The organism is Pseudomonas sp. BN515, assembly GCF_029873155.1.
Lineage (GTDB): Bacteria > Pseudomonadota > Gammaproteobacteria > Pseudomonadales > Pseudomonadaceae > Metapseudomonas.
This window is the reverse complement of sequence record NZ_SSOH01000042.1, coordinates 49,611-75,026: the sequence shown is the minus strand read 5'-3', so window position 1 is coordinate 75,026 and position 25,416 is coordinate 49,611. Positions and strand designations below refer to the sequence as shown.

General features: G+C 64.2%; 31 protein-coding genes and 1 tRNA gene. 11 read left to right on the top strand and 21 right to left on the bottom strand.

Annotation, left to right across the window (positions count from 1 at the left end; translation table 11 throughout):
- Nucleotides 1-114 precede the first annotated feature (114 nt).
- From fdhE to E8E91_RS11150, 4 genes are all read left to right on the top strand, one after another.
- Nucleotides 115-1,044: a formate dehydrogenase accessory protein FdhE gene (fdhE, locus tag E8E91_RS11165; protein WP_280375812.1), complete on the top strand. Its 930-nt coding sequence runs from the start codon at nt 115-117 to the stop codon at nt 1,042-1,044.
- Nucleotides 1,045-1,092: 48 nt separating this feature from the next.
- Complete coding sequence (gene selA, locus E8E91_RS11160; protein ID WP_280375811.1) at nt 1,093-2,499, top strand: L-seryl-tRNA(Sec) selenium transferase; 1,407 nt, start codon at nt 1,093-1,095, stop codon at nt 2,497-2,499.
- On the top strand, nt 2,496-4,409 hold the full coding sequence (gene selB, locus E8E91_RS11155; protein ID WP_280375810.1) for a selenocysteine-specific translation elongation factor: 1,914 nt from the start codon (nt 2,496-2,498) through the stop codon (nt 4,407-4,409). The genes selA and selB overlap by 4 nt, the downstream gene beginning before the upstream one ends.
- A gap of 11 nt (nt 4,410-4,420) precedes the next feature.
- Nucleotides 4,421-4,516: transfer RNA gene (locus E8E91_RS11150), tRNA-Sec, on the top strand.
- Between the two features lie 120 nt (nt 4,517-4,636).
- Here E8E91_RS11150 and E8E91_RS11145 read toward each other — a convergent pair.
- From E8E91_RS11145 to E8E91_RS11110, 7 genes are all read right to left on the bottom strand, one after another.
- Nucleotides 4,637-5,074 carry a hypothetical protein gene (locus tag E8E91_RS11145; RefSeq protein ID WP_280375809.1) on the bottom strand — a complete coding sequence of 146 codons (438 nt, stop codon included), beginning with the start codon at nt 5,072-5,074 and terminating at the stop codon, nt 4,637-4,639.
- A 77-nt stretch (nt 5,075-5,151) separates the two neighbouring features.
- Nucleotides 5,152-6,171 (bottom strand): tyrosine-type recombinase/integrase, encoded by a 1,020-nt coding sequence (locus E8E91_RS11140; protein ID WP_280375808.1) that lies wholly within the window; start codon nt 6,169-6,171, stop codon nt 5,152-5,154.
- Nucleotides 6,171-7,454, bottom strand: a complete 1,284-nt coding sequence (locus E8E91_RS11135) for a hypothetical protein (protein ID WP_280375807.1) — start codon at nt 7,452-7,454, stop codon at nt 6,171-6,173. The genes E8E91_RS11140 and E8E91_RS11135 overlap by 1 nt, the downstream gene beginning before the upstream one ends.
- Before the next feature lie 468 nt (nt 7,455-7,922).
- Nucleotides 7,923-8,306, bottom strand: a complete 384-nt coding sequence (locus tag E8E91_RS11130; RefSeq protein ID WP_280375806.1) for a hypothetical protein — start codon at nt 8,304-8,306, stop codon at nt 7,923-7,925.
- Nucleotides 8,299-8,547: a DNA-binding protein gene (locus E8E91_RS11125; RefSeq protein ID WP_280375805.1), complete on the bottom strand. Its 249-nt coding sequence runs from the start codon at nt 8,545-8,547 to the stop codon at nt 8,299-8,301. Before E8E91_RS11125 ends, E8E91_RS11130 begins: the two co-directional genes overlap by 8 nt.
- Complete coding sequence (locus E8E91_RS11120; RefSeq protein ID WP_120654973.1) at nt 8,544-8,759, bottom strand: DNA-binding protein; 216 nt, start codon at nt 8,757-8,759, stop codon at nt 8,544-8,546. Before E8E91_RS11120 ends, E8E91_RS11125 begins: the two co-directional genes overlap by 4 nt.
- A 470-nt stretch (nt 8,760-9,229) precedes the next feature.
- Entirely contained in the window at nt 9,230-9,436 is a 207-nt protein-coding gene (locus E8E91_RS11110) for a carbon storage regulator (RefSeq protein ID WP_280375804.1), read from the bottom strand.
- 373 nt (nt 9,437-9,809) lie between these two features.
- On the opposite strand from E8E91_RS11110, the gene E8E91_RS11105 reads away from it, so the two are divergent.
- Nucleotides 9,810-9,995 carry a hypothetical protein gene (locus E8E91_RS11105; protein ID WP_280375803.1) on the top strand — a complete coding sequence of 62 codons (186 nt, stop codon included), beginning with the start codon at nt 9,810-9,812 and terminating at the stop codon, nt 9,993-9,995.
- Between the two features lie 26 nt (nt 9,996-10,021).
- On the top strand, nt 10,022-10,504 hold the full coding sequence (locus E8E91_RS11100) for a hypothetical protein (protein ID WP_280375802.1): 483 nt from the start codon (nt 10,022-10,024) through the stop codon (nt 10,502-10,504).
- Between the two features lie 497 nt (nt 10,505-11,001).
- Here the strand turns inward: E8E91_RS11100 and E8E91_RS11095 are convergent, their stop codons facing one another.
- Nucleotides 11,002-11,322, bottom strand: a complete 321-nt coding sequence (locus E8E91_RS11095) for a type II toxin-antitoxin system RelE/ParE family toxin (protein WP_280375801.1) — start codon at nt 11,320-11,322, stop codon at nt 11,002-11,004.
- On the bottom strand, nt 11,319-11,555 hold the full coding sequence (locus E8E91_RS11090) for a type II toxin-antitoxin system ParD family antitoxin (protein ID WP_137821134.1): 237 nt from the start codon (nt 11,553-11,555) through the stop codon (nt 11,319-11,321). Before E8E91_RS11090 ends, E8E91_RS11095 begins: the two co-directional genes overlap by 4 nt.
- Before the next feature lie 463 nt (nt 11,556-12,018).
- Here E8E91_RS11090 and E8E91_RS11085 point away from each other — a divergent pair, with 463 nt between their 5' ends.
- Nucleotides 12,019-12,303, top strand: coding sequence for a hypothetical protein (locus E8E91_RS11085; RefSeq protein WP_190831658.1), 285 nt, complete (start codon nt 12,019-12,021; stop codon nt 12,301-12,303).
- A gap of 160 nt (nt 12,304-12,463) precedes the next feature.
- A complete protein-coding gene (locus E8E91_RS11080) occupies nt 12,464-12,907 on the top strand; it encodes a hypothetical protein (protein ID WP_280375800.1) in 444 nt (147 codons plus the stop codon).
- Between the two features lie 232 nt (nt 12,908-13,139).
- On the opposite strand, the gene E8E91_RS11075 is transcribed toward E8E91_RS11080, so the two are convergent.
- The 8 genes from E8E91_RS11075 to E8E91_RS11040 all read right to left on the bottom strand — a co-directional run bounded on the left by E8E91_RS11075 (nt 13,140) and on the right by E8E91_RS11040 (nt 18,047).
- The gene (locus E8E91_RS11075; protein WP_280375799.1) at nt 13,140-13,607 is read right to left on the bottom strand and encodes a YbaK/EbsC family protein; all 468 of its coding nucleotides are present in this window, start codon (nt 13,605-13,607) and stop codon (nt 13,140-13,142) included.
- A gap of 163 nt (nt 13,608-13,770) precedes the next feature.
- Complete coding sequence (locus tag E8E91_RS11070; RefSeq protein WP_280375798.1) at nt 13,771-14,274, bottom strand: GNAT family N-acetyltransferase; 504 nt, start codon at nt 14,272-14,274, stop codon at nt 13,771-13,773.
- Between the two features lie 5 nt (nt 14,275-14,279).
- Nucleotides 14,280-14,777, bottom strand: a complete 498-nt coding sequence (locus E8E91_RS11065; RefSeq protein ID WP_280364536.1) for a GNAT family N-acetyltransferase — start codon at nt 14,775-14,777, stop codon at nt 14,280-14,282.
- A gap of 7 nt (nt 14,778-14,784) precedes the next feature.
- Entirely contained in the window at nt 14,785-15,342 is a 558-nt protein-coding gene (locus E8E91_RS11060; RefSeq protein WP_280364533.1) for a DUF4136 domain-containing protein, read from the bottom strand.
- A 137-nt stretch (nt 15,343-15,479) separates the two neighbouring features.
- Complete coding sequence (locus E8E91_RS11055; protein WP_280375797.1) at nt 15,480-16,079, bottom strand: DUF4136 domain-containing protein; 600 nt, start codon at nt 16,077-16,079, stop codon at nt 15,480-15,482.
- Between the two features lie 11 nt (nt 16,080-16,090).
- On the bottom strand, nt 16,091-16,840 hold the full coding sequence (locus tag E8E91_RS11050; RefSeq protein WP_190831670.1) for a methyltransferase domain-containing protein: 750 nt from the start codon (nt 16,838-16,840) through the stop codon (nt 16,091-16,093).
- Nucleotides 16,837-17,139: a MazG-like family protein gene (locus E8E91_RS11045; protein ID WP_280375796.1), complete on the bottom strand. Its 303-nt coding sequence runs from the start codon at nt 17,137-17,139 to the stop codon at nt 16,837-16,839. The genes E8E91_RS11050 and E8E91_RS11045 overlap by 4 nt, the downstream gene beginning before the upstream one ends.
- A gap of 53 nt (nt 17,140-17,192) precedes the next feature.
- Nucleotides 17,193-18,047 (bottom strand): MaoC/PaaZ C-terminal domain-containing protein, encoded by an 855-nt coding sequence (locus E8E91_RS11040; protein WP_280375795.1) that lies wholly within the window; start codon nt 18,045-18,047, stop codon nt 17,193-17,195.
- Nucleotides 18,048-18,216: 169 nt separating this feature from the next.
- Between E8E91_RS11040 and E8E91_RS11035 the strand changes: the two genes are divergently transcribed.
- Nucleotides 18,217-19,215, top strand: a complete 999-nt coding sequence (locus E8E91_RS11035) for an AraC family transcriptional regulator (protein WP_271470869.1) — start codon at nt 18,217-18,219, stop codon at nt 19,213-19,215.
- A gap of 293 nt (nt 19,216-19,508) precedes the next feature.
- Here E8E91_RS11035 and E8E91_RS11030 read toward each other — a convergent pair whose 3' ends face one another.
- Nucleotides 19,509-20,864: a 3-oxoacyl-ACP reductase gene (locus E8E91_RS11030; protein WP_280375794.1), complete on the bottom strand. Its 1,356-nt coding sequence runs from the start codon at nt 20,862-20,864 to the stop codon at nt 19,509-19,511.
- 164 nt (nt 20,865-21,028) lie between these two features.
- Between E8E91_RS11030 and E8E91_RS11025 the strand changes: the two genes are divergently transcribed.
- Nucleotides 21,029-22,306: an acetyl-CoA C-acetyltransferase gene (locus E8E91_RS11025; protein WP_280375793.1), complete on the top strand. Its 1,278-nt coding sequence runs from the start codon at nt 21,029-21,031 to the stop codon at nt 22,304-22,306.
- Nucleotides 22,307-22,482: 176 nt separating this feature from the next.
- Here the strand turns inward: E8E91_RS11025 and E8E91_RS11020 are convergent, their stop codons facing one another.
- Nucleotides 22,483-23,487: a bile acid:sodium symporter family protein gene (locus E8E91_RS11020; protein WP_280375792.1), complete on the bottom strand. Its 1,005-nt coding sequence runs from the start codon at nt 23,485-23,487 to the stop codon at nt 22,483-22,485.
- Nucleotides 23,488-23,568: 81 nt separating this feature from the next.
- On the opposite strand from E8E91_RS11020, the gene E8E91_RS11015 reads away from it, so the two are divergent.
- Nucleotides 23,569-24,357, top strand: coding sequence for a helix-turn-helix transcriptional regulator (locus E8E91_RS11015; RefSeq protein WP_280375791.1), 789 nt, complete (start codon nt 23,569-23,571; stop codon nt 24,355-24,357).
- A gap of 68 nt (nt 24,358-24,425) precedes the next feature.
- Here the strand turns inward: E8E91_RS11015 and E8E91_RS11010 are convergent, their stop codons facing one another.
- Complete coding sequence (locus E8E91_RS11010) at nt 24,426-24,707, bottom strand: DUF2218 domain-containing protein (protein ID WP_280375790.1); 282 nt, start codon at nt 24,705-24,707, stop codon at nt 24,426-24,428.
- Nucleotides 24,708-24,718: 11 nt separating this feature from the next.
- Nucleotides 24,719-25,360 (bottom strand): NAD(P)-dependent oxidoreductase, encoded by a 642-nt coding sequence (locus E8E91_RS11005; protein WP_280375789.1) that lies wholly within the window; start codon nt 25,358-25,360, stop codon nt 24,719-24,721.
- Nucleotides 25,361-25,416 lie beyond the last annotated feature (56 nt).

The following is a 25,416-nucleotide window of genomic DNA, read 5'->3' as shown; positions in this document are numbered from 1 at the left end:
ACCTGTAGGGGCGAATTCATTCGCCAAGCAGTCCGAAGGACTGCCTGACGACCCCACAGGGGGCAGCTACTCTGCCCCATGGCGAATACCTATCTCGGACACAAGGAGCTCTGCGTGTCAGGCCGAATTCTCCAACCCGGCGAAATCGAAGCCGCCGCCAACATCCCGCCCTTCCTCAACCTGCCGGACCGCGATCTGTTCACGGTCCGCGCCGAGCGCCTGCGGCAACTCGCCAACGGCCATCCGCTGGCGGGCTACCTGCAGTTGGTGGCAGCACTCTGCGATACCCAGCAACAGGTACTGGACAACCCGCCGCCGCTGCCCGGTCCGGCCCCTGAGTCCCTGGCCCGCAGCCGCGAACACGGCATGCCGCCCATTGCCTTCGAAGCCCTGGTGCGCGCCGATGGCTGGCTCGCGGCCCTCGATGCCCTGTTGGCGCGCATCGAGGTTCCGGCCAATGCCGCCGTGGCTGACGCCCTGTTCCAGCTGAAAACGGCTGATGCAGCCCAGCGCAAGACCTGGGGCGTCGGCCTGTTGAGCGGCCAGTTCGACCTGCTGCCGCCCGCCATCGCCCCCTTCGTGGGCGCCGCCCTGCAGGTAGCTTTCAGTCACTGGCTGCTGGCCCTGCCCGAAGGTGCCATCGTCGAGAACGACGCCAAGGTCCTCTGCCCGGCGTGTGGTTCGCCGCCGGTCATCGGCATGATCCGCCATCGCGGCAAACACAACGGCCTGCGCTACCTCGCCTGCTCCCTGTGCTCCTGCGAATGGCATTACGTGCGGCTCAAGTGCAGCCACTGCCAGGAGAGCAAGCACCTGGCCTATCTTTCCCTGGACCGCGAAGGCGTGAAGGGCGAAGAGGCACCCATTCGCGCCGAGGCCTGTCCCAACTGCCAGGGCTACCTCAAGCAGTGCTACCTGGAGTTCGACGCCCAGGCCGAAGCCCAGGCCGATGACCTGGCCAGCCTCGATCTCGATGTGCGCATGAACGAAGAAGGTTACCTGCGTCGCGCGCCGAACCTTCTGCTGGCACCCGGCGGCGAATAAGCACCTAGACTTCATAAGGACTTGATCGCCCCGCGCTAAGGAATGCCCATGTCGGCCGCTCGTTTGCCTTCTGTCGACCGCCTGCTGCGCAGCCCGGCCTGCGCTCCACTGCAACAGCGTTATGGCCGCGAGGCCCTGCTCAAGACCCTGCGCGACCTGCTCGACGAGCTGCGCGAGCCTGCCCGTCATGGCCAGCTCGCGGCGGTTGAACTCACCGATGCCGTATTGGCCGGTCGCGCCGGGGAACGCCTTGCCGTGGCCCATTCCAGCCAGGTGCGGCGAGTGTTCAACCTCACCGGCACTGTGCTGCACACCAACCTGGGCCGGGCACTGCTGCCGGATGAGGCCATCGAAGCCATCACCCTCGCCGCGCGTTATCCGCTGAACCTGGAATTCGACCTCGCCACCGGCAAGCGCGGCGACCGCGACGATCTCATCACTGGCCTGATTCGCGAGCTGACCGGTGCCGAGGCGGTCACCGTGGTCAACAACAATGCCGCCGCCGTGCTGCTGGCGCTGAACAGCCTTGGCGCGCGCAAGGAAGGGGTGATATCGCGAGGGGAACTGATCGAGATCGGCGGCGCCTTCCGCATCCCCGACATCATGGCCCGCGCTGGCGTGAAGCTGGTCGAAGTGGGCACCACCAACCGCACTCACGCCAAGGACTACGAAGCCGTCATCAATCCGCGCACCGGCCTGCTCATGCGCGTGCACACCAGCAACTACAGCGTGCAGGGCTTCACCGCCAGCGTGCCCACGGCGCAGCTGGCGGCCATCTCCCACGCCCATGGATTACCGCTGCTGGAAGACCTCGGCAGCGGCACGCTGGTGGACCTCACACGCTGGGGCCTGCCCAAGGAACCCACGGTGCAGGAAGCCCTGCGCGACGGCGCCGATATCGTCACCTTCAGCGGCGACAAGCTGCTGGGCGGGCCCCAGGCCGGGCTGATCGTCGGCAACAAGGAACTGATCGGGCGGATCAAGAAAAACCCGCTCAAGCGCGCCCTGCGTGTCGACAAGCTGACCCTCGCCGCCCTCGAAGCGGTGCTCGGTCTCTACCGCGACCCGGAGCGCCTCGCCGAACGCCTCACCACCCTGCGCCTGCTCAGTCGCCCACAGGCGGATATCCGTGCCGTGGCCGATCGCTTGGCGCCACTGCTGGCCGCCCAGCTCGGCGCGTCCTGGCAGGTGAGTGCAGAGGCAGCACTCGGCATGATCGGCAGCGGTGCCCAGCCGGTGGCGCGCCTGCCCAGCGCTGCGCTCTGCCTGCGTCCGCAACAGCCCAGGCGCCTGCGTGGCCGCGCCCTGCGTCAGCTGGAAGAGAGCCTGCGCACCTTGCCCATCCCGGTGATCGGCCGCCTCGACGACGACGCCCTCTGGCTCGACCTGCGCCAGCTCGACGACGAGCCGGCATTCCTCGCCCAGCTGCCGCAGCTCTCGGGAGTGATCGAGTGATAGTCGGCACGGCAGGGCATATCGACCACGGCAAGACGGCGCTCCTCAAGGCCCTTACCGGGCTGGAGGGCGATCGTCGTCCGGCCGAGCGCGAACGTGGCATCACCATCGACCTCGGCTACCTCCACGCCGACCTGGGCGATGGCCGACCCACCGCCTTCATCGACGTGCCCGGCCATGAGCGCTTCGTCCACAACATGCTGGCCGGTGCCTGTGGCATCGACCTGTTGCTGCTGGTGGTCGCCGCTGACGATGGCGTGATGCCGCAAACCCGCGAACACCTTGCCATTGCCGAACTGCTGGGCATCCGCCGTGCCCTGGTGGCCCTGACCAAGATCGACCGCGTGGATGACGCGCGCCTCGCAGACGTGCAATCCGAAGTCACCGCATTGCTGGCGCCGGGGCCGCTGGCAGGTGCTGAACTCTTCCCGGTGGACAGCCTGAGCGGCAGGGGCATCGATGAGCTGCGCGAGGTACTTAATACGGAGATCGCTCGGACCGCCGAGCGCGGCAGTGACGGGTACTTTCGCCTGCCCATCGACCGAGCCTTCAGCGTTTCCGGCGCGGGTGTGGTGGTCACCGGTACCGCATTCGCCGGGCGGGTGAGCGTTGGGGACGAACTGGTCCTCAGCCCCTCCGGTCGAACCGTGCGCGTACGTGGCCTGCACGCGCGCAACCTGCAGGTTGAAGAGGCCGAGGCCGGCCAGCGCGTGGCCCTGAACATCACCGGCGAACGCCTGGCCCTGGAGCACATCCACCGAGGCGATTGGCTGCTGGCCCAGCCGCTGCTGGCGCCCACTACCCGCGTGGATATCGAACTGCGCCTGCTCCCCGGCGAGGCCCACGACCTGGCCCACTGGACCCCGGTGCACGTCCACCTTGGCGCCCAGAACGTCACCGGCCGTGTGGCCCTGCTGGAAGCGAACAGCCTGGCGCCCGGCCGTAGCGGCCTCGCCCAATTGCTGCTGAATGCGCCCGTCCACGCGGTACACGGGGACCGCCTGGTGCTGCGTGACCAATCTGCCCAGCGCACCCTCGGCGGCGGCCGCGTACTCGACCCCTTCGCCCCAGCGCGCAACCGCCGCACACCGGAACGCCTCGCCCAGTTGGAAGCGTTGCGGTGGGATGGTTTGGAAACCGCGCTGCCAACCCTGCTGGGCGTTGCCGACAACGGCCTCGACGCGCAACGGCTGGAGCGCCAGTTCAATCGACCGCGCAGCGGCTGGGCATTGCCCGCAGATGCCCTGGAAATCCCCACGCGGCAGGGGCCGCGCCTGTTCGCCCAATCGCGCTGGCAGGCCCTGGGGGAGCAGCTACTCGCCGGACTCGCGCGCTTTCACGCCGAACTCCCGGACGAACTCGGCCCGGACCGCGACCGCCTGCGCCGCTACGCCCTCTCCGAACTGGAGCGCCCCGTCTTCATCGCCTTGCTGGAACAGCACCTCGCCAGCGGCGCCGTGCAAACCAGCGGTCCCTGGCTGCACCTGCCCGATCACCGCGTACAACTGAGCGACGCCGACGAAGCCCTGCGCCAACGCATCTGGCCACTCATGGAAGCCGGCCACTTCGACCCACCCTGGGTCCGCGATCTCGCCCGGGAACTGACCGTGGACGAGGGCGCCATGCGCCTGCTGGAACGCAAACTCGCCCGTCTCGGCCTGCTGCACCAGGTGGTCAAGGACCTGTTCTACCCCGAAGCGGCCATCCAGCAACTGGCAATACACGCCCGGCAACTGCAAGACGAAGAAGGCACGATCAAAGCCTCCGCCTGGCGCGACCACATCGGCATCGGCCGCAAACGCAGCATCCAGCTACTGGAATACTTCGACCGCATCGGCTTCACTCGCCGCATCGGCGACCAACGCAAGATCAGGGAAGACTCGGCCCTGGCCCAAGTGCCCAAGCCCTGATCACGAGTTATGGAAGGCAAGCACGCCCGGTGGCGTGGCCGGGCTTCAAACCCGGTGGGGGACGGCAGCCGTTCCTGGGTGAGTTCGACTCTCACTGCCTTCCGCCAATTCCCACGCTAGAGGCCCCGTATTCCGGGGCTTTCAGCGCATTACTCAAGCCCGGTTGGGTCGAGGTGTCGAAGAAGTGTCGAAAATCATAGTGACTCTAGGACCGTAAGGACGTTGCCTCACTCTTTCAGCAACCAGGAGTTGATGGCGTAAAAGGCCGAAGCATGAAGGCTGCCGAGAACCCCACCTGCCAGCATGGCTGGGATGCCGTAGAGGAATACGAAAGTGGCAGTTTCCCTGCTGAGTAGTGGATACCCTTCTAAGTGTCCGCCTGCGGCGAAGGCATCATTGGTAATGCTCAACACCATCCAGGCAAACCCGAGCGCTGATCCCCACCAAAGTCCGTTCTTCGCTGCGATGCGGAGTTTCATTTGCCCCGACCGTATTGCTCTTGCCTGGAGAGTGCCGAGGATCCCGACAGCGATTGAGACTGGTAGCAGATACCAGGCTGAAAACTGAAGCGCAGTGTTCAGGTTCGATGTGCCGGCGATGGCAATTGCAGTCCAGAAGAGCATGAACAGGGCTGCATCAATAAAGCCCACCTTCCATGTTTTCACTTTGATAATCCTTCAACGGGCCACCTAGATTCAGCGCTCGATCATAGATGAAGCTCCGTTGATCAACGCCAAGTTCTTCACATGGCTGAGCCATCGGCGCTATAGAGGTGCCTGAAGTCCCTAATCGGCCCAAGGCTGATCACGTCGCGCAGGTACTCCGGGGCCAGGTGTGCATAGCGCATCGTCATGTTCAGCGAGGCGTGGCCCAGGATCTTCTGCAGCGTGAGGATGTTGCCGCCGTTCATCATGAAGTGCGACGCAAAGCTGTGGCGCAGCACGTGGCTCTTCTGACCGGCAGGTAGATCGAGGCCAGACATTCTCACTGCGAAGTCGAAGCTGTCGCGGCAGTTGGTGAACAGGCCGTGGCGGGTGAAGTGTTCCTGGATGCAGTCCTGCAGGGCGGCGTCGATGGGCACCGAACGGCGGCGTTTGGACTTGGTGTTCACGAAGTGCACCGCACCATCCTTCACACGCTCAGGGCGCAGCCCTTGGGCCTCTCCCCAGCGGCATCCGGTAGCCAGGCAGATGGTCGCAACCATCCCGGTATGCGGCGTGCGGCAGTGTTCGCGGATGGCGTTGAACAGCACCTCGATCTGTTCCCGGCTCAGGTAGGACAGCTCCCGCTCCTGGAGCTTGAGCGGCTTCACCTTGGCCAGCGGATTGGGATAGTCGATCTCCCCCAGCTCCTGGAGGATGTTGAACACGGCGCAGAGGTGGCCGAGCTGGGTGTTTACCGTCTTGCCGGTGATGCCGGCTGCAAGGCGCTTGGCGCGGTACTCGGTGTATTGGGCACCACTCAATCGGCAGGCGATGGGGTTACCCATGCCTTCGGCCATACGCCGCAGTACCAACTCGGTGCGGTAGATGTCCGACAGGGCGTGGCCATGGAGCAGATGCCAGCGGTCGATCAGGTCCAGGAGCCGACGTGTGTCCTTGGGACGGGGTGACCAATCGGGGGCGTCGATCACCTTGGCGCGGCAGGTGGCTTCAAAGCGCAGGGCTTCTGCCTTGGTCTTCACCGTCTTGCGGAAGCGCTTGCCCTTGATGGGCTCGGTATCGACTTTCCAGCGGCCATCGGGCAGTTGCTCAATGGCCATCAGACCGCACGCCCCCATCGGACGACGCGTTCCTCCAGGAGCTGTTTGATGCGTTTGTAGAGGGCCCGTTCATCCAGGCCCTTGTGGGCGTAGTGGTCACGGATCACCGGCCAGCACTCCCAGTTGCGGAGGCTGGCAAAGGCCTTTTTTGCCCCCACCCGCTCTCGGGCCACCAGGCTGATGAAGTTGCCGATGAACAGGTCGACGTTCTTCCCGGAGAAGCCCTGCGAGGTCTTGTAGTGGCGCTTGTAGTGGGTACGGCCAGCGAGGGAGACGGCTGGCACGGAGACTTTCGTGTCCTGGCGCAGCAGGGTCCAGAACGCATCGAACACGCCCTTGCTGGAGCACAGGCGGAAGGATTCCAGGCCGTACTGGAACAGCCCGTCCAGGTGCGGGGCGAGGTCACGGTAGGTGCGGCTGTCGATCATGGCGCCGGTGTCCATGCTGGCCGAGCCGTCGGCAAACTGCTGGACGATGGAGTGGTGGAAGCGCAGCTCCACCCGCCACACTGGGGCCTTGGCGTCGTAGTTCTGGTCGTCGTCCGGGGCGAAGGGGTTGTCCATGGTCTTCCACACCGACTGCCAGTAGTCGAGCTTGTCGATGCTGTAGGCCTGCAGGGTCTTGTCGTAGATCGCGAGCTGCATGCCCGAGGCGGAGCCGAATAGGAAGGACTGGCCGTTGCCGTAGGAGACGGCTTCCCCGTCATAGAACACTTCGCTGATGCCGGTGATGCTGCGACGGGTGCGGGCGCGGCAGAGCAGACGGTCCATCAGGTCCTTCGGCGGTTGCCAGCCTTGCACGTCCAGGGCGAGGTGGACGGCACACTGGTTGGCCTCCATGCATTGCAGGGCGGCCGTGGCGAAGCGGTCCATCCACTCCTGCAGCACGTCGGGCGGGCTCGACTGGATCGCATGCGGGCTGACCTCGATCTTCATGTGCGCGCCGATCACATCGGCCTTCACGTTGAAGTTCTTCAGCAGCAGCACAAAGCCCAGGTCGTTGTTCTGCAGCTTGTACTGGTAGCCGGAATCCCGGCTGACGCGCCCGGCATGCCACTGGTGGCCGGCAAAGCTGACCAGACCGCTTTCCTCGAACAGGGCCAGGACCTCCGGGCGGACCATGCCCCGGTACAACTGGCGCACGGTGTCGACGCGACAGCCCAACAGGCGGACCTTCGACAGGTTGGTCATCCGGGCTGCCTTCGGGTCGAAGAACAGACGGGAGTTCCGGCACTCCTGGCCGGTCTGCAAATCGACGCGAATCTGGTCTACGGCTTTTCTCATGTCGTCAAACTCCATGAAATGACACGAATTGAAACGGCGTTAAGCCATTGATAGGACGTGCTACAGGGACGTCCTGCCGGCCTCCCGTGCGCGGGCTCCACCCGCAAGTAGCGGCGCTCTCGCGCTCGCGCGTTTGCGCGGTACGCGCTGCGCGCGTATCCGTGCAAAACGTGCGAACGCGCGAGGTTTCACAAGCAATCGGGGTAGTGAGGGGCGCGGAAGGGGAGGGGGAATCTGCTTCCAGGAGGCAGGGGAGCAGTAAGGCTTCGAGCGGAGGGGGCGGGTCCTGGAACTGCAGGCGGGACAGTGAAGCCAGTGCGGCGAAGAGGGCCAGTGCGCAGAGCCGGGCCCTGTTAACACCAAGGGCGCCGCCCTTGTCATCCCGCTCTTGCCGCCGAGGGCTCGGGAGCGCGGGGCGGTGAAGCTGCCCCACACTCCCCAGCCGAGGCTGTTCGGGCAGGAGTGTGGTCAAGGGTGCGCTGCGCCCGTGCTTCCGTTCGCCGGAACGGTGGAGCTGTTCCGACGAGCCGGGAGCGCGGCCCCTGACCGGATCAGGCCGCCGAGCGCGGGCGAAATCTGGTCGGAGCCTTCCAACGGACGGCGATGGAGCGTGGTGAGGGTGCGGATGTCGGACCAGAAGATTTCGCTTGGGAACTGCTCTTCCTGGAGCGCGTTGAACACCAGGAAGTGACCTTCCTGCACGAGGCCCGGTATCGGCGCCACCAGCCCCACGATGTGGAAGCAGCGCCAGAGGGATTCGGGATCGTCTTCGATGCGCAGCTCCACCATCACGGTCTGGCCGATCAGGGAGGTGGCAATACCTGCGTTCAGGGCGAGGGGCTGGCTAGTCATTGGCGTAATCCCCCTCATCGAACTGGTCCTTGCCTTGCTCCAGGTCCTGGCACAGGCGTTCAAGGTTCACCAGCTGGGCGCCCTTCATTCGCACGGCGGGAACAGTGCCGGACTTGATCCAGCCCATCACGGTGTCGTCAGACACGCCGCACATGCTGGCGAAGGCTTCCGGGCTGCACACCGCGTCGTAATGGCCAGCGGGCAGGTTGTTGAGGTTGAGGGATTCGTTGTTGCCGTTCATGCGGTCCACTCCTGTTCCAGAAGCCATTGGCGGAGCAGGGCGCAGTTCACCATGCGCAGCTTGCCGAGCTTCACTGAGGGGATGATTCCCCGATACACCCAGGCGCGAGCGGTGTCGCAGGTGACACCGTTGCGATCTGCCCAGGCGGCGATGGGTTCTACGTCCTGTTGCGGGCCGACCAGGTTGGTCGGGGAGAGCTCTTCCAGTTCCATGCTCGTTCCGTCACTATTCGTGGCTATTAGCGAATGCCCATGCAGGGGCAGTATTTACTCCGAGGCAAAGGTTACTCTCAATGCATTGTGGGAGTAAATACTGCCTCGATTAGTATTTGTGACTATGGACGAGATACGAGATAGAGCAGTTCTATTGATCCGGATGGCCGGACCCAAGAAGCTCAGCTTGCTTGGCGAGACCAATCACGAGCGATGGAAGAACATAAGCAAGGGAGCAATCAGAATGAGCACAGAGGAGATCGGCGTGCTCGTGAAGATGTACCCGCAGTACGCCTTGTGGCTGGCTAGCGGGGAGGTTGCACCTGAAGCAGGCCAGACAAGTCCTGCATACGACGAAGCCCATTCAAACTTGCCAACTCCGAACGCGGGTTAGCAATCACCGCCACAGTAGCGGACCGCTGGTTCTCCCGGCGGTCCAGGACCGCTTGAACTCACCTCGCTCCACCACCTCACGGCGGAGCAACCAATTCCTCAACGATCAGCATCTTCGCGGGCGCTCGAATAATCAGCCTCACCGCGTCGCCCTGGATCGCCGCAACCTCGATCGCTATCCCGTGAGTGAGCAACAGCCGCATTAGCTCCTCACTCGCTCTTCCTTCCAGGATGTTCAGCGACAGAACATCACCCTTCCGACACTCACCTTCGTGGACTTGCATTGGGCTTTCCTCGTGCGTTTGGGGAGAGGAGAACACAGCGATGAGGGGGCGTTAGGCTAGAGATGAAGATTCAGACATTTCCTCGTGAGGAACGAGAAATTGACTTGTCTATTGCCAAGACTTGCCCTAATGCTTACCAGGCTTGCCAAGCAAAGTGACGCCCGGCATAGGTGGAGCTAATTGATTTGAGTAACTTTGTGAATCTCATTTGGTCGTTGGTGTTCTTGTTTGTGGCTATATTCTTTCAGATATATACCCACCTGCGGTTTAGGGGCTCATTTTTATATAAGATCGCAAGAGTCTTTATAATGGTGGCTGTAATTTGCTTCCTCCATGAGTTGCTATATACGAAGAAATAGCGGAACAAAGGGGTGTGCAGCGTAAAAAGGGGATAGATTTATTTTCTTCCCCTAGATTGCACTTCGCCCAGCAGATCATGCACGAGATGGATGACCCGGCGGAGCAGTTGGGAGAAAAGTGGACAGATTCATTTAATTTCTTTAATCCTGGTCGCTCAGCTGGTCTTAGGGTGGAGAAAATGAATCTGTCCCCTTTTTGATTGCACTTATTTGTCGCAGGTGAGAAATGGTACGAAGAATTGAAAGCGAAAGCATCGCATGGATTGATGGTTACTTTTCAGCGATCTCTCGGCAAGCTTTGGTCGAGGGAGCATCTTCTATTTCCGCAATGCTGTGCGAGCTGGAAGAAGATGACCTTATTGGCTCTCTGAAAACATTGCAGGATTCCGAATCAATTGAGGGCTTGGTTTTAGCGGAAATAGAGTTTTTCGGCATAGAGACTTTGGTCGATGGTGTTCGGGAGTTTGAAAGATTTATTGCGGAATTCATTGATAATTCACTCTTGAATCAGTTGCCGGAACACTCACGAGGCAATACGGCTAAGCTTATGACTCAAGATGTAATGGAGGAGGTGTTCGGCCTATGTCCAGATATTGAGTCGAGAGTCGTGCTCTATTCTGACTGCAGGATCGGAAATCAATCTGGTCGGTATTTTATAATTCAAGCGTCTGTGGGGTATCTGATTCTTATTTATTCTAAGTTTGGCTGAATTTAGGGGGCGGGGAGCGCGGCAACCGCTACCAGGACTGCGGGAAAAGGGGACAGATTTATTTGATTGCTCTAATTTTGATTCGGCCTTTTTAAAGTTGGGAAAATGAATCTGTCCCCTTTTGCTGGATTTACACGTCTAGCAATGATTCGTCGAACCAAACATCCTCATATTCCCCAGCGACGAGGAACCTCCAGCCAGGTGGAAGTCCAAGGTATTTCTGAACTTCAGGGCACCAATCAGGTAAGTGATGCACGTGCAGGGGTTTAAAGAAGTCAGCATCCTGAGGAAGCTCTTCACCTGCCCAGATGTACCAACCAGTCGTATCGCCCTCCGGTGGATGGCGTAGTCCATTGATTGGAATGACTCCTTCTCGGGTATTGAGGGATATCCCAACCTTTAATTGATTGGGTGACGGGTAGTGGGCTACGCCATGCTCTTTGCAGACAGCCCTCTGTAGATTTTTTATTTCATCCGCCAAGTTCTAACCCTCATCATTAATCTCCCTGCATCCAGCTCGGAATATCTCTCATCTCATGCAATACGCGCCACACATCAATGTGATCATCACGCTCGATATAGAAGACCAGGTAGGGGTAGCGCTTCAGCCCCCAAGAGCGCAGTCCCGGCAGATCGAGTTCATGGGCGTATCGCGATGAGCCCGATTCGGGATGCCGGCTGATGTGCTTGTAGGCTCGCTCCAGGGCGTCGATGAAGCCGAGGGCGGCTTGCTCAGTTGCCTCGCTCAGGTAGTAGCTGATGGCGTCGTCGATATCCTGATTGGCCAGTGCCCGGGGGATGATGGGCTTGGCCTTCATGCCTTGGCGTTCCGTACCCGGTTGCGCAGTGCTTCGAAGTAGTTGTCATCAGCCGGGGCGGCGGGGGAGGAGGCGGCGCCTTCCAGGAGCAGGTTGCGTAGACGCTGGCGGTCCTGGTCCTTGCGGATCAGCTCGCGGACATACTCGCTACTGGTGCCGTAGCCGCGCTGGCTGACCTGGTCATCGACAAAGCTCTTGAGGGCGTCGGGCAGGGAGATGTTCATGGTGCTCATGGGAACCCACCTTTTGGCAAAATTTGCCAATCAATCTTAGCACCTGGTTCCCGTAGTGGGTGTCGAAGAAGTGTCGAAATCACAGGCACAAACTGTCGAAAATCGACACGCGCTGATGGTTGGAATCCCCATAACGAGCGGCTTTGCGACGCACTGATCCATCCATTTTTAGAGTTCGACTCTCACTGCCTTCCGCCACTTTCCCTTCACTCTTCAGCGAGCAGGCCGTTCTGCACTCGGCAGGACGGCAGAAGGGCGCTCCCCATTGCCGCGGACGCTGGACGACGGACGGTCATCCCAAGTGGATGCCGGGCTCTTGCGGCGGTCATGGGCGCTTAGCACTATTCGCAGCAGTTCACTCGGGAGTTGATCCGCTCTCCGGGGGGCACAGCAAGAGCATCACTGCAAAAGAAAAGCGCCTCCAAGAAGGTGCACTTACGCACGGCGACTATTAGGAGTTGATATGACCATCCGATTCGCACTGGGTAGCGCGCTGGTGCTCATGGCAAGCGTTTCGTTTGCCGCCGCCCCCGCCGCCAAGAAGCCGAACAGCGATAACTATTACCTGAACTGGCAGGAGCGTAACGGCGCCATCGCGCTGGATACCGTGTGCAGCAAGAACGAGAAGGGCTCGACGCAGTTCCGCAATTGCCAGAAGCACGCTCAGGTGATTTTCCGCAACTCGTGCACCCAGTCGAAAGACCCGGCCAGCAAGTGGTGCATTGCGCAGAGCCAGTACAAGCCCTGAGTTCCTATCGGTAGCGGGAGAGAAGCCGAACTTCGACCCGCTCGCCACCTTCCCCCTTGCGCCTCGACCGCTGGGTAGAGAGTTGCTGCCGTCGCCAATCCCGCGCGTATATTGAGTAGTTGACCATTGCAATGGCGCTTCTCACCGCGGGAGGCCAGCGATGAACGCACCAAAATGTCTGGCTCTGGTTCTGATGGCGGTCTTTGTTTGCGGATGCGCAAACGAGGCCAGGAAGGAGATGGTCCAGGTCAAAATGAACGCCACCCAGCGAAACGCCGGGAAGATCGCTCAGGCGATGCTGGTGCCACGGGGCGACAATACGAGCATTTCCCTGGTCATCGGCGGCGTACCTTCCTACACCACCCGGCCTGTCCGTCTTTACACCTATATCTATCCGGGAACCTGCGCGAATCAGGGCGCCTCACCCGCCTATGGGCTGAACAGGACGCTGATTACCGACCGCCGCTTCCGGGGCGGTGTGTGGTGGATGTCGAAGTCTGCGCCGGTGTCTCTCTCGACGCTTCGCGCGAGTGACCATTCACTCGTGCTCCGGACGACCCCGGCGGACGGCAACTACGACATCTTCTGTGGGGATATCCACTAGGGTCGCGCCATGTCCTGGGAACACGGTTCCTGCAAAGGGGCGGTGGTGGGCTGAAGCCCACCCTACGGCGTGGTCGGGAGGTGGATTCGGCGGCTTGCTACGTGGGAGCACGCGCCAGTCTTTTTTCCCGTCGGCATGGCGATTGAAGTCCCCAACTTGAAGGCAGCCCAACCTCCTCTGTGGGAGCGAATCTGTTCGCGAATAAATTCGCTCCCACAAGCGGCCTGAACCGCTATTCGCACAATTTCCCCCTTATCGCCTCAGGCATCAGCGCCATGTATTGCTTGCCGCTCATGTGCACCAGCTCGTCGTGGCGGCCGGATTCGAAGTAGATGTCCGACTGCTCGGTGAGCGACTGGTCGATCAGGGTTTCGAGACCGAAGAGGTTGCCGACGGCGGGGATGGCGCCGATGTCGCAATCGGCGAAGCGTTTGCCGAAGTCACGTTCGCGCACCAGGCGCCAGTGGCGGTGGGTGAGTCTGTGGACCTTCTCCAGGTCGACGTGGCGAGAGGCCGGGACCACGGCCATCATCCAGTGGCCCTGGAAGTCGTCGAGGATCACCGGCTTGGCCATCTGTTGGAGTGGAACGCCGGCGCGGCGGGCGGCTTCGCGGGTGGTCATGGCGGTGCTGTGGCTGAGCAGGTCGAAGCGGGTCTTGTGCTGCGAAAGGCAGCTCTGCAACTGGGTGATCATGGTCATGGGACACCTCCTGCCAGGCACTGGCCTGTCGCTCCCGGTAAGCCAGCGGTGCCGGCACACAAGGAGGAGCCTCCCGCTCCCCACCCGACATCGGCGCGGGCCGGTGTCTTGTGGATAAGTTTAGTGACGGAACGGGCCAAGGCGACGGGAAGCGCCGACCGGTTCAGGGCAGGTCCCGGCGCATGGCCACGCGATTGCGCAGGCCGGAGCGGGACTCGGCTGCCAGGATGCGTTGCAGGCGCTCGCCACATTCCTCAGGCGCCAATGCACGAAAGCCCAGACGCTCGTAGAACGGCCGGTTCCAGGGAACATGGCCGAAGGTAGTGAGGGTCAAGGCTGCGTACCCGGCATCACGCCCGTGGTCGATCGCCGTGGCCAGCAGCGCACGGCCCAGGCCCTTGCCGCCCTGTTCGGGCGTGACGCTCATTTCACAGATATGCAGCTCATCCCCGGCGCCTTCCGCTGCCAGAAAGCCCGCCACAGCCCCGCACGGAGCCAGGGCAACCCAGAGCAGGTCGTTAGCCCGGGCGTGCTGCAGGTGTTCCAGGGGCAGGGTGTCGCCGCGATGTTCAGGCGGCAGGTCGTCCGGGCTGAACAGTGCAGCGGCGTTCTGCTCGATGGTGGCCAACAGCGGCAGGTCAGCCTCCGTGGCGAGGCGGATGGTCATAAGGCTCAGTCCGTGAGGGGCTTGTCCATCTGTACCAGGGCGATGCGACGGCCTTCCGGGGAAATCCGTTCGACGATGGCGCGTGGCTGGTAGCCGAGGCGGGTGTAGAGCAGCAGGCCGCCGGCGTTGGCGTTGAAGCAGGAGACCTTCATCAGTTTGGCCTTGTACTGCTCGCGGGCCTGTCGCTCCATGGCTTCGATCAGGAACTGGGCCACGCCGTGCCCACGGGCCCAGAGGGCCACCATCATGTTGCCCAGGGCGCAGAACTCGCCGTGCTGCCATTGGTAGAAGTTGGCGAAACCGGCGACCTTGCCGTCCAGCAGGGCGACGGTGCTGCCCCGGCGTTCGGCCATGGCGGCGGCCAGCTGGCCGACGGTCAGGGGCCAACTGGCCTTGGGGTAGGCGAAGAAGAGTTCGTCCGCATCCTGGGGGAAGCGGACGACTTCGTGCAGGTCCTCGGCGATGGCGGTGCGGTATTGCAGATGGGGATTGGCTGCGGACATGCGGTCCTCAATGCGGCGGATATTGTTCGATCACCTTGGCGATCGTTTCACGGATGGCGGCCTCGCGCTCGGCGGGGCTTGGTGGCGCACTCTGCATGATCTGTTCGGCGCTGCCGCGCCAGACCAGCTTGCCGTCCTTGCTGTCGTACAGGTCCACCTGGATGGTGGCGACCTTGTAGTTGTAAATGCGGGTTTCGGTGTAGGCCGGGCCGCCCCAATAACCTCCCCAATAGCCGCCCCAGGCGCCACCGTAGTTGTAGCTGGTCTGCTGCTGGCGCTCGTCGACGATCAGCCAGGACTGGACGTTGAGGTCGGCCTTGCCATTGGCGGCCGGGCGCAGGCCGCGCTGGTCGAGCTGCTGGCTGACGGCATCAAGGATGCGTTGCTCGGTGAGGTCACTCTTGATGCGCGGATCGTCGGGGGAATATTGCAGGGCCGGCTCCTTCCAGCTCCAGCTGCGATAGGCACCGAAGTCGCGGGTGCTGTCGTAATCGCGGTTCACGTTGTAGCTCTGGCAGGCCGCCAGGAGCAGGGCGGTGGATAGGAGTAACGTGCGGCGGATCATGGCGGAATCTCCTCTGCCGGAATCATTATCGAAACGCAAGGCAGGGCGGTCGGCAAGGGGAATTTGCGAGCTTGGCGGAGCGGCGGATCGCCTCCTGCACGGCCCCTGGTCCCGGGCGGGAAGGCGCGCCACCAAGGTCAGTGCGGCGGGTAGCCGTCGAGCGCATTCTTCACGGCCTGCCGCAATGCGCTGACGCTCTCGCTGCGGCTGCCGTTGGCGTACGCCTCGCCGCTGCCGCTCCACACCGACTGGTTGTCGTGGGCATCGAAGAATTGCAGGTAGACCACTGCCACCTGTTCCTCGTAGGTGCGCACCACCGGCACGCTGGCCCAGGCGCCGTACTGGTCGTGCCAGGGGCCGCTGCCGTAGTAGGCGCCGGCATAGTCGTTGTACTGCCGCAGGCGCCGCTCGTATTGCAGGCTGGCGGTGACCTTGAGGTCGGCCTGGCCGGGGTCGCGGGCCTGGCGCAGGCCGTGCTGGTCGAGGCCGGCATTGACCATGTCGGCCATCTGTTCGGGCGTCGTCCAGTTATTGCCGGCGGGCAGTTGGCCGTCGAGCCAGGTCCAGCTGCGATAGCGGCCAAAGTCGCGCGGCGGCGCGGGGTAGGCACTGCGGTCGAAGGTGGTGGCCGCGCCCGGCGGGGCGGGCGGCAGCGGGCGGGATTGATACTGGTAGGGATTGGGGCTCTGGCAGGCGCCGAGTAGCAGCGTGAGGGCGAGCAGGGCAGGACGTTTCATGGGGCCTCCGTTCAAAGCGGGCGGCAGATCCAGTGCAGGTACCGGCCCAATCCCTGATAGCTGGGATGGCGGCGGTAGGCGAGCTCCATTTCCAGCAGGTCCACCAGTTCGGCCTTGGCCTGGAACTCCTGGGGCATGTAGTCGTGGAACACCCGCACGCCGCTTTGTCTTTCGACCTGCCAGTGACCGTCGAGTTGTTTCGCCAGGTCGCGCGGATCCAGCGGTTGCTGCGGGGTCAGGCTCTGTCCTTCGCCGGCGAACTTGTGCTTGCGCAGCTTGCGGAAGTGGCCCTTGAGCAGGTTGCGGTAGATCAGCGCGTCCTTGTTGTAGAAGGCCAGCGACAGCATCCCGTCCTTGGCGGTGAGCTGGTGCAGCACCGGCAGGATGGCGTGCGGGTCGGCCAGCCATTCCAGCACGGCGTGGCACAGCACCAGGTCGTAGGGCTCGGTGAGCTGGCCGAGCAGCTCCTGCCAGGGCGCCTGGATGAAGGTGGCGGCGTGGCCGGCCTCGGCGAAGCGTTGGCGGGCGCCTTCGAGCATGGGCTCGGCGGGTTCGGCGAGGGTTACCTGGTGGCCGCGTTCCGCCAGCCAGAGGGCCATGTGACCGAGGCCGGCGCCAACGTCCAGCACCCGCAGCGGCCGGTCGGGGAGGACTTCCGACAGGTCGGCCTGGAGCACGGCGAGGCGGATGGCGCCCTTGGCGCCGCCGTAGATCTTCTCGGCGAATCGAGTCGCCAGTTCATCGAAATGACGGTCGCTCATGTGAAGCGCCTTTCGCTGTCGGCGAGCTTGGCGCGCACCACGGCGTCCATGTCCAGGCCGAGTTCGGCACAGAGCAGCAGGAGGTAGAGGACGATGTCGCCCACTTCCTGGCCGGCGTGGGCGAGTTTTTCCGGGGGCAGCTGGCGCGACTGGTCTTCGGTCAGCCATTGGAAGATTTCCACCAGCTCGGACATTTCCACGCTGGCGGCCATGGCCAGGTTTTTCGGACTGTGGAATTGCCGCCAGTCGTTGTGATCGCGGATGGCGTGCAGGCGGGTGGTGATTTCGTCGAGGTTCATGGGGCTCTCCTTGAGCCGCCAATGGTCCCGCCGCTTGCACCGCCATGCAAGGGTCAGCCGAGGGGGCGCCAGCTTCCGGTCATGTGCGGGGTGTCGTCCTTGCCGCGCAGGGCAAGCTGGCCGGAAGGCCCCGGCGCGCTGGCCAGCAAGGTGACTTCGGCGGGCAGCAGCACGGGTTTCTGGAAGCGCACCTCCACTTCGTAGCCGGCGGCGGGCAGGTGGATTTCCAGCGCCGCCAGGCTGCGGGCCTTGTTCCACAGGCCGTGGGCGATGGCGCGGGGGAAACCGAACAACCTGGCGCTGGCCGCCGCGAGGTGGATGGGGTTGTAGTCGCCGGCCACTCGCGCGTAGCGCCGGCCGATGTTGGCGTCGGCGTACCACTGGTCCAGGTGATCCAGGGGCAGGCTCTCCACTGCAGCACGCGGCTCGGGCTGGCCGGACAGGCGCAGGCCACGGAAGAGGATGCGGCTGTCGCCTTCCCAGACCAGACCGAGCTGATCTTCCAGGCGGGTGATCAGGCTGAAGGTGACGCCCTTTTCATGGGGCTGCAGGTTGGCTGTCTCCACGCTGACGGTGAAGGGGCCGAGGCCGCCCAGCGCCCGCAATACGCGGATACGGTTTTCCAGGTGCACCAGGCCCAGCAGCGGAAAGGGGAAGCACGGGTTGGTGAGCAGGCGCATCTGCAGCGGGAAGGCGAGGATGTGCGGGTAGGTTGCCGGCAGCAGGCCTTTGTCGCTGAAGCCGCAGACGCTGCGGTAGCGCGCCAGGTGTCCGGCGTCGACGCTCACCTGGCAGCGCACGCCCAGCTCGGGCAGGGCCTTGCCGCGTGTGCCACGGCGTACGGCGGCGCGGGCGAACAGGCCGGGGAGGGCGGGCGATGCGGACAGATCGAGCCAGTCGGTGGCCATGGGGGATCTCCTTGAGGCGAATGGCACTCAGCATAGCCAGCGCTTTCCCATGCACATTGGCCGGCCCTCCCGGGGCGTCGGCAGGGCAGTCAATCGCGGCCTTGAGCGGCGGGGAAGAAGCCGCATAAGATTGCCGCGACTCGCAGACAATAAGAATTCTCCGAAAATGATGCGTGATCTGACCGACGATGTGGCGCTGATGCGCCCGGTGATCGACGCCCTGCGTGCCAGCGGCACCGACCCGGACAAGGTTCTGGTGCGCGTGGGCCTGCCGCCTGGCGGGCTGCCTGCAGGTCGCTTTCCCCATACAGCGCAAACCCAGTTCTGGAAGGCCGCCGCCGACGAGTGCGGTGAGGAGCATGTCGGCCTCTATCTGGCGGGTCACCTGCCGGCATTCCACGGGCTGCTGCTGGAATACCTGTTCCTCTCCAGTGGCACCTTTGGCGAGGGGCTGCGCCACGCCCTGCGCTATGTGCGCCTGCTCTCGGACACCCTGAGCGCCCATCTGGACGTGGAAGACGACCGCGCCGTGCTGTCCCTCGGCCGGCACGCGGGCAGTAACCGGCACTTTCCGGAGATGCTCGCCGGTGCGGTGATCCGCCTGTTCCACGCCCTGACCGAGGGCCAGTTCAAACCCCATGAAGTGCAACTGATGCACGCCGAAGGCGCCCCCGCCGAGCGCTATCAGTCGGTCTACGGCTGCCCGGCGAAGCTGGGAGCTGACCGTTACGCGCTGATCTTCGATGCCGAAGTGCTCAACAAGCCTTCGCGCCACGCCGCGCCGGACCTGTTGCGCATGCACGAATCCCTGGCCCGTCGCCAACTGGCTGAGGTGGAACGCCTGGACCTGGTGCGCCAGGTGCGCGAGCTGATCGGCGAGCTGCTGGTCAATGGCGGCGCGACCCTGGAGCAGGTGGCCGCGCGCCTGAACATGCCGGCCCGCCGACTGCGTGAACGCCTGGCCATGGCCGGCGTGCGCTTCAACGACCTGGTGACCGACTACCGCTGCCGGTTGGCCAAGGAACTGCTGCTGAAGACCGACGAGCGCATCGAGGTGATCGTCGAGCGCACCGGGTTTTCCGAGCCGAGCACCTTCTACCGGGCGTTCAAGCGCTGGGTGGGGGATACGCCGGTGGAGTTCCGCAGGAAGGGGAAGGGCGAGGGGTGAACACCGCGCGGAAATTCCCTCACCCCAACCCCGCTCTGCGCCCCGGCCAGATCGCTTCGCGCCCTGGCGTTCATCGGCACCGAAAGCAGTGCTTTCGAAAGCGTGCCTCTTCACCCCAGAGGGAGAGGGGGCTGTCCGTGCAACGGTTGGTCGAGTTGCTCTTCCTGTAGGGGCGAATTTATTCGCCAAGGACAGCGCAGCTGTCCCCTGTGGGCCCTGAAGGGCAGACCTTCGGCCTGCTTGGCGAACGAATTCACCCCTACAGGGATTTGATTCGCGCCGGCTGCCTTGGCTCAAGCCCCCAACAGGCTCTGCCCACACACCCGCATCACCTGCCCGGTCAGGGCGCCGGAGCCGGGTTGGGCGAACCAGGCCACGGCTTCGGCCACGTCCTGGGGCAGGCCGCCCTGGTTCATGGAGTTCATGCGCCGGCCGGCTTCGCGGATGGTGAGGGGGATGGCGGCGGTCATCTGGGTTTCGATGAAGCCCGGCGCCACGGCATTGATGCTGATGCCACGTTTGCCCAGTACCGGCGCCCAGTTCTGCGCGAGGCCGATGACGCCCGCCTTGCTGACCGCGTAGTTGGTCTGGCCCAGGTTGCCGGCAATGCCGCTGATGGAGGCGATCAGCACTACGCGGCCGTTGTCGTGCAGCTTGCCGGCGTCCAGCAGGGCCTGGGTGAGCACCTGCGGCGCGCGCAGGTTGACGTTGATCACCGAATTCCAGAAGTCGTCGCTCATCTTGGCGAGGGTCTTGTCGCGGGTGATGCCGGCGTTGTGCACGAGGATATCCACACCCTCCGGCAGCGCGTCCACCAGCTGGCTGGCGGCATCTTCGGCGGTGATGTCCATGGCCACGCCACGACCGCCCAGGCGCGCGGCCAGGCCGGCGAGGGCGTCTTTTGCCTGGGGCACGTCCAGCAGGATGACCTCGGCCCCGTCGCGCGCCAGGGTTTCCGCGATGGCGGCGCCGATGCCCCGGGAGGCGCCGGTGACCAGCGCGCGCTTGCCGGCCAGCGGGCGGGTCCAGTCCTGCACCTTCTCGGCGCAGGCCGTCAGGCGCAGCACCTGGGCGGACACATAGGCGCTCTTCGGCGAGAGGAAGAAACGCAGCGTGCCTTCCAGTTGGTCCTCGGCACCCTTGCCCACATAGACGAGCTGGACGTTGCCGCCCCGGCGGATTTCCTTGCCCAGCGAACGGGTGAAGCCTTCCAGGGAACGCTGCACGCTGGCGGCCACCAGGTCCTTGGTGGCTTCCGGAGTGCGGGCCAGGACCACCACTTTCGGGCACTTGCCCAGGCCCTTGATGGCCGGCTGGAAGAAGTCGCGCAGTTCGATCAGTTGCTCGAAGCGGGTCAGGCCGCTGGCATCGAAGATCAGCGCCTTGAGTTTCGGGCCGTGCTCGGCGGTCCAGCGCGGCAGGCCGAAGCGGCCCTCAACGTCCGCAAAGTTCTGATCGGTGAGCCGGTTCAGCGCGGCGCTGGCGGCTTCGGCCAGGCTGCCCGAGCCGCCGATCAGCAAGGCGCCATCCACCGGCCGTGTGCGGCCCGCCATCCAGCGCTCCAGGCGCACCGGCGCCGGCAGGCCGAGGGCGCCAACCAGGCGCCGGCCGGCGTTGGAGTTGGCGAAGGCGAGGTAACGGTCGTTCATGGGATAGCGCTCCTGCTGGTCAATCGAAAGTGGGCCCACTCTACGCAGAGGCAGGTTGCGCGCAATTGACCGCGCTGACCTGCCAGCCGGCAAGGCGGCCAATCCAGGCGTCTAGTCTTGTAGCCGACACTGCAACCTGCAAACCCTCATCGCAAGGAGTCACCATGGCCCAGCTTCGCCGGGTCGCCATCGTCGGCGGCAACCGCATCCCCTTCGCCCGCTCCAATACCGTCTACGCCACGGCGAGCAACCAGGACATGCTGACCAGCGCCCTCGAAGGCCTGGTGGAACGCTTCAACCTCCATGGCGTGCGCGTAGGGGAGTTCGCGGCGGGCGCGGTGCTCAAGCACTCCCGCGACTTCAACCTGGCGCGCGAGTGCGTACTGGGCTCGCGCCTGGCGCCGGAAACCCCGGCCTACGACATCCAGCAGGCCTGCGGTACCGGCCTGGAGGCAGCGATCCTGGTGGCCAACAAGATCGCCCTGGGGCAGATCGAGTGCGGCATCGCCGGCGGCGTGGACACCACTTCCGATGCGCCCATCGGCGTGCACGAGGAGCTGCGCAAGATCCTGCTGGAGGCCAATCGCGGCAAGACCACCGGCGACAAGATCAAGACCCTGCTGAAGGTGCGCCCGCGCCACCTGGCGCCGCATATTCCGCGCAACGGCGAGCCGCGCACCGGGCTGTCCATGGGCGAGCACTGCGAGCTGATGGCGCAGACCTGGGCCATCCCCCGTGATGAGCAGGACCAACTTGCCGTCGCCAGTCACCGGAAGCTGGCGGCAGCCTATGCCGAAGGCTGGCAGAACGACCTGATGAGCCCCTTCCGTGGCCTGAACCGCGACCAGAACCTGCGCCCGGACATCGACCCCGCGAAGTTGGCGAGCCTGAAACCGGTGTTCGAGCGCGGCCCGCGCGGCACCCTGACGGCGGCCAACTCCACACCGCTCACCGATGGTGCCTCGGTGGTGCTGCTGGCCAGCGAGGAATGGGCCAAGGCGCGCGGGCTGCCGATCCTCGCCTACTTCAAGGATGGCGAAGCGGCGGCGGTGGACTTCGTCGGCGGCAAGGAGGGGCTGCTGATGGCGCCGGCTTATGCCGTGCCGCGTCTGCTCGCGCGCAATGGCCTGACGCTGCAGGATTTCGATTTCTACGAGATCCACGAAGCCTTCGCCGCCCAGGTGCTCTGCACCCTCAAGGCCTGGGAAGACGCTGAGTACTGCAAGACCCGCCTCGGCCTGGACAAGCCGCTGGGCTCCATCGACCACGGCAAGCTGAACGTCAAGGGCAGCTCCCTGGCCGCCGGACATCCCTTCGCCGCCACTGGCGGGCGCATCGTCGCCAACCTGGCCAAGCTGCTTTCGGTGGCGGGCGAGGGGCGCGGGCTCATCTCGATTTGCGCCGCAGGTGGCCAGGGTGTGACCGCGATCCTAGAAAAGTAATCCAATACCCGTGGCGGCAAGTCATCGCTGCCACGTGATGTAAGCAACTCCGTGATTTAGGGCGGCCCGCAATGTCGGGGCCGCCCTTTTTTTTTTTGCCTCGCGGAACCCCCTGCCGCGCCTGCAGGGGCGCTCTGCGCAGGGGAAGCGGAGTTGGGCGACGGAGCGAGTGGGCATCAGGCGGCGCTGGCCGCCAGGGCCCGGCCGCGCAGGGAATAACGCTCGGCCATGACCGCGCAGACGATCAGCTGCATCTGGTGGTAGAGCATGATCGGCAGCAGGATCAGGCCCAACGTCGGGCTGGCGCCGAAGATGATGGCGGCCATCGGCGCGCCGGCGGCCAGGGACTTCTTGGTGGCGCAGAACACCGCGGCGATCTCGTCCTCATGGTTGAAGCCCAGGCTCCGGGCGGATCGGGTGGTCAGCCAGAGCATCAGGGCCAGCAGCAGGGCGCAGCCGACGAAGGCCACCAGCAGGGTTTCCGGTCCTTGCTGTTGCCAGACGCCACCGGCCACCGAGTCGCTGAAGGAGGCGAACACCAGCAGCAGGATCACCAGCTTGTCGAAGATCCCGGTGTAGCGCTTGTAGCGGGCGAAGAATTTGCCCCACAGCGGCCGCAGCGCCTGGCCGAGCACCAGCGGCAGGAGCAGCAGCAGGCTGAGGTCGAGCAGGGTCTGGCCGAGGTCGATGCCACCGTTGGCGTCGGCCACCAGGCTGATCAGCCAGGGCGTCAGGAACACCCCCAGCAGGCTCGACAGGCTGGCGTTGAGGATGGCCGCCGGTACGTTGCCACCGGCGCTGCCGGTCAGGGCCACGGATGAGGAAATGGTCGAGGGCAGGGCGCAGAGGTAGAAGAAGCCCAGCATCAAGGCGGGCGGCACCTGGCCGTCCAGCAGCTTGTTCGCCGCCAGCCAGAACAGCGGGAAGATGGCGAAGGTGAAGACCTGCACCATCACGTGCAGGCGCCAGTTGCCCAGGCCCTTCCTGATCTGCTCGGTGGACAGGTTGATGCCGTGGAGGAAGAACACCAGGAACACCCCGGCGTTGATCAGGCTGCCGGCATGCAGGGTGCCGCCGTGCTTGCCGACATTGGGGAACAGCCAGGCGAGGGTGACCGCCAGCAGCATGCCGCCGAGGAACCAGTCGGTGAACAGGCGTTTCAGGGGTTTGAGTGCTGACATGGGGCCTCCGAAGTCGCGCGAACTTGAGGCCGGAGACTAACGGGCGCAGAATCCGACCGTCTAACGACATGGGATCAACATATGTCGCCAAACGGACAAATCGACCTGCAACGCCAGATTCCTCGGCTCGAGCAGTTGCCCCGTCCCCTCTATGCCCGTGCGGAAAGCCTGCGTGCTGGTTCCTGGACGGCCCGTCACACCCACGACTGGGTGCAGCTTTCCTATGCCATCAGTGGCGTGCTCGGTGTGCATACCGCCGAGGGCAGCTATTACGCGCCACCGCACTGGGCGGTGTGGGTGCCGGCCGGGCTGGAGCATGAGGTGGTGACGTCGATGAACGCCGAGATGCGCAGTCTCTACGTGCGCCGCGATGCCAGCGCCTGGGCCCCCGAACGCTGCCGGGTGCTGGAAGTGACGCCGTTGGCGCGGGAGCTGATCAAGGCCTTCTGCGAGCTGCCGGTGGAGTACCCCGAGGGCGAAAGCGCCGAGGCGCGGCTGGTTAGCGTGCTGCTGGACCAGCTACGAGCCTTGCCGGAGGCGGGGTTCTCCCTGCCGATGCCGGCTGAGCCACGCCTGCTGCGGTTGTGCAGCGAACTGGTGGCCCAGCCGGATCTCGGGCACAGCCTGGGGGAGTGGGCGGCGCGGCTGAACAGCTCGGAGAAGACCCTGACCCGCGCCTTCCAGCGCGAGACGGGACTGAGCTTTCGCCAGTGGCGGCAACGCCTGCGCTTGCTCGCCGCATTGCAGCCTCTGGAGGGCGGTGCCAGCGTTACCGAAGTGGCGCTGGCCAGCGGGTACGAATCACCGTCGGCGTTCATTGCCGCATTCAAGGGCTTGTTCGGCGTGACGCCCGGTGAGTTGTTTCGGTAGAAGCCGGTGAAGGATTGGATTTTGTAGGGGCGAATTCATTCGCCAAGGGCAGCGCAGCTGCCCCGAGGTCATCGCCACTCCAGCGTCAGCTCTTCCTGCCACGCCACCCGTACGAAGTGGCTGCCGACGATGTCCTTCAGGCGCTCCAGGCCTTCCGGGCTCTGGCTTTCCACGGCCAGGGTCAGGCCGTCGCCTTCGGCGCGGAGCAGGCCGAGGCCCAGGTCGAACTCGATGCGGCCCTGCTGTTCGTCATGGCTCACCGGCACGCGGTGGGCGAAGTGTTTGCACAGGCGGGTGATGTAGCGCGCCGGGGTGGCGGTGACGACATGGGCGGATGCGGTCAGGGTCATGGGCGTGGTCCTCAGTAACCTACGGTGAAGCGTTGACGGATGTGCTGGGGCTGTTCCAGCTCGTCGACGATCGCCACGGCAAGGTCGGCCACGCTGATGCGCGCCGGGTGTTCGCCGCTCATCAGCAGCTGGTCGCCGCCGATGCGGAAGCGGCCGCTGCGCTCGCTCGGTTCCAGCGAGGCGGGCGGGGAGATGAAGGACCAGTCCAGGCCCTGTTCCTCGCGGATCAGGTTGAGTGCCTGGCGCGCGCCTTCCGCGCCTTCCTTGTACTCGGCGGGGAAGTCTGGCGTGTCGATCAGTTGCAGATTCGGTGCGACGTACAGGCTGCCGGCACCGCCGACCACCAGCAGGCGTTTGATGCCGGCCTGCTTGACCCCGGCGAAGATGGCGCGGGTGCCTTCGATGAACAGTTCGCGAATCCGCGCCTCGCCCCAGCCGGGGTTGAAGGCGTGGACCACTGCGTCATGCCCGGCGACGGCCTGGGCGATGGCGGCGGCGTCATAGGCATCGCCTTTCACGGCGGCGAGGCCGGTGTGCTGGGGCAGTTTTTCCGGGTGGCGGACGATGGCGGTCACCTGGTGGCCGCGTTGCAGGGCTTCGCTGAGGACAGCGGAACCGACGAATCCGGTGGCGCCGATCAGGGCGATTTTCATGTGCGTCTCCATGGCAGGTTGCGAGGTGACGCATAATCGCTGCTGGATAATCGGCG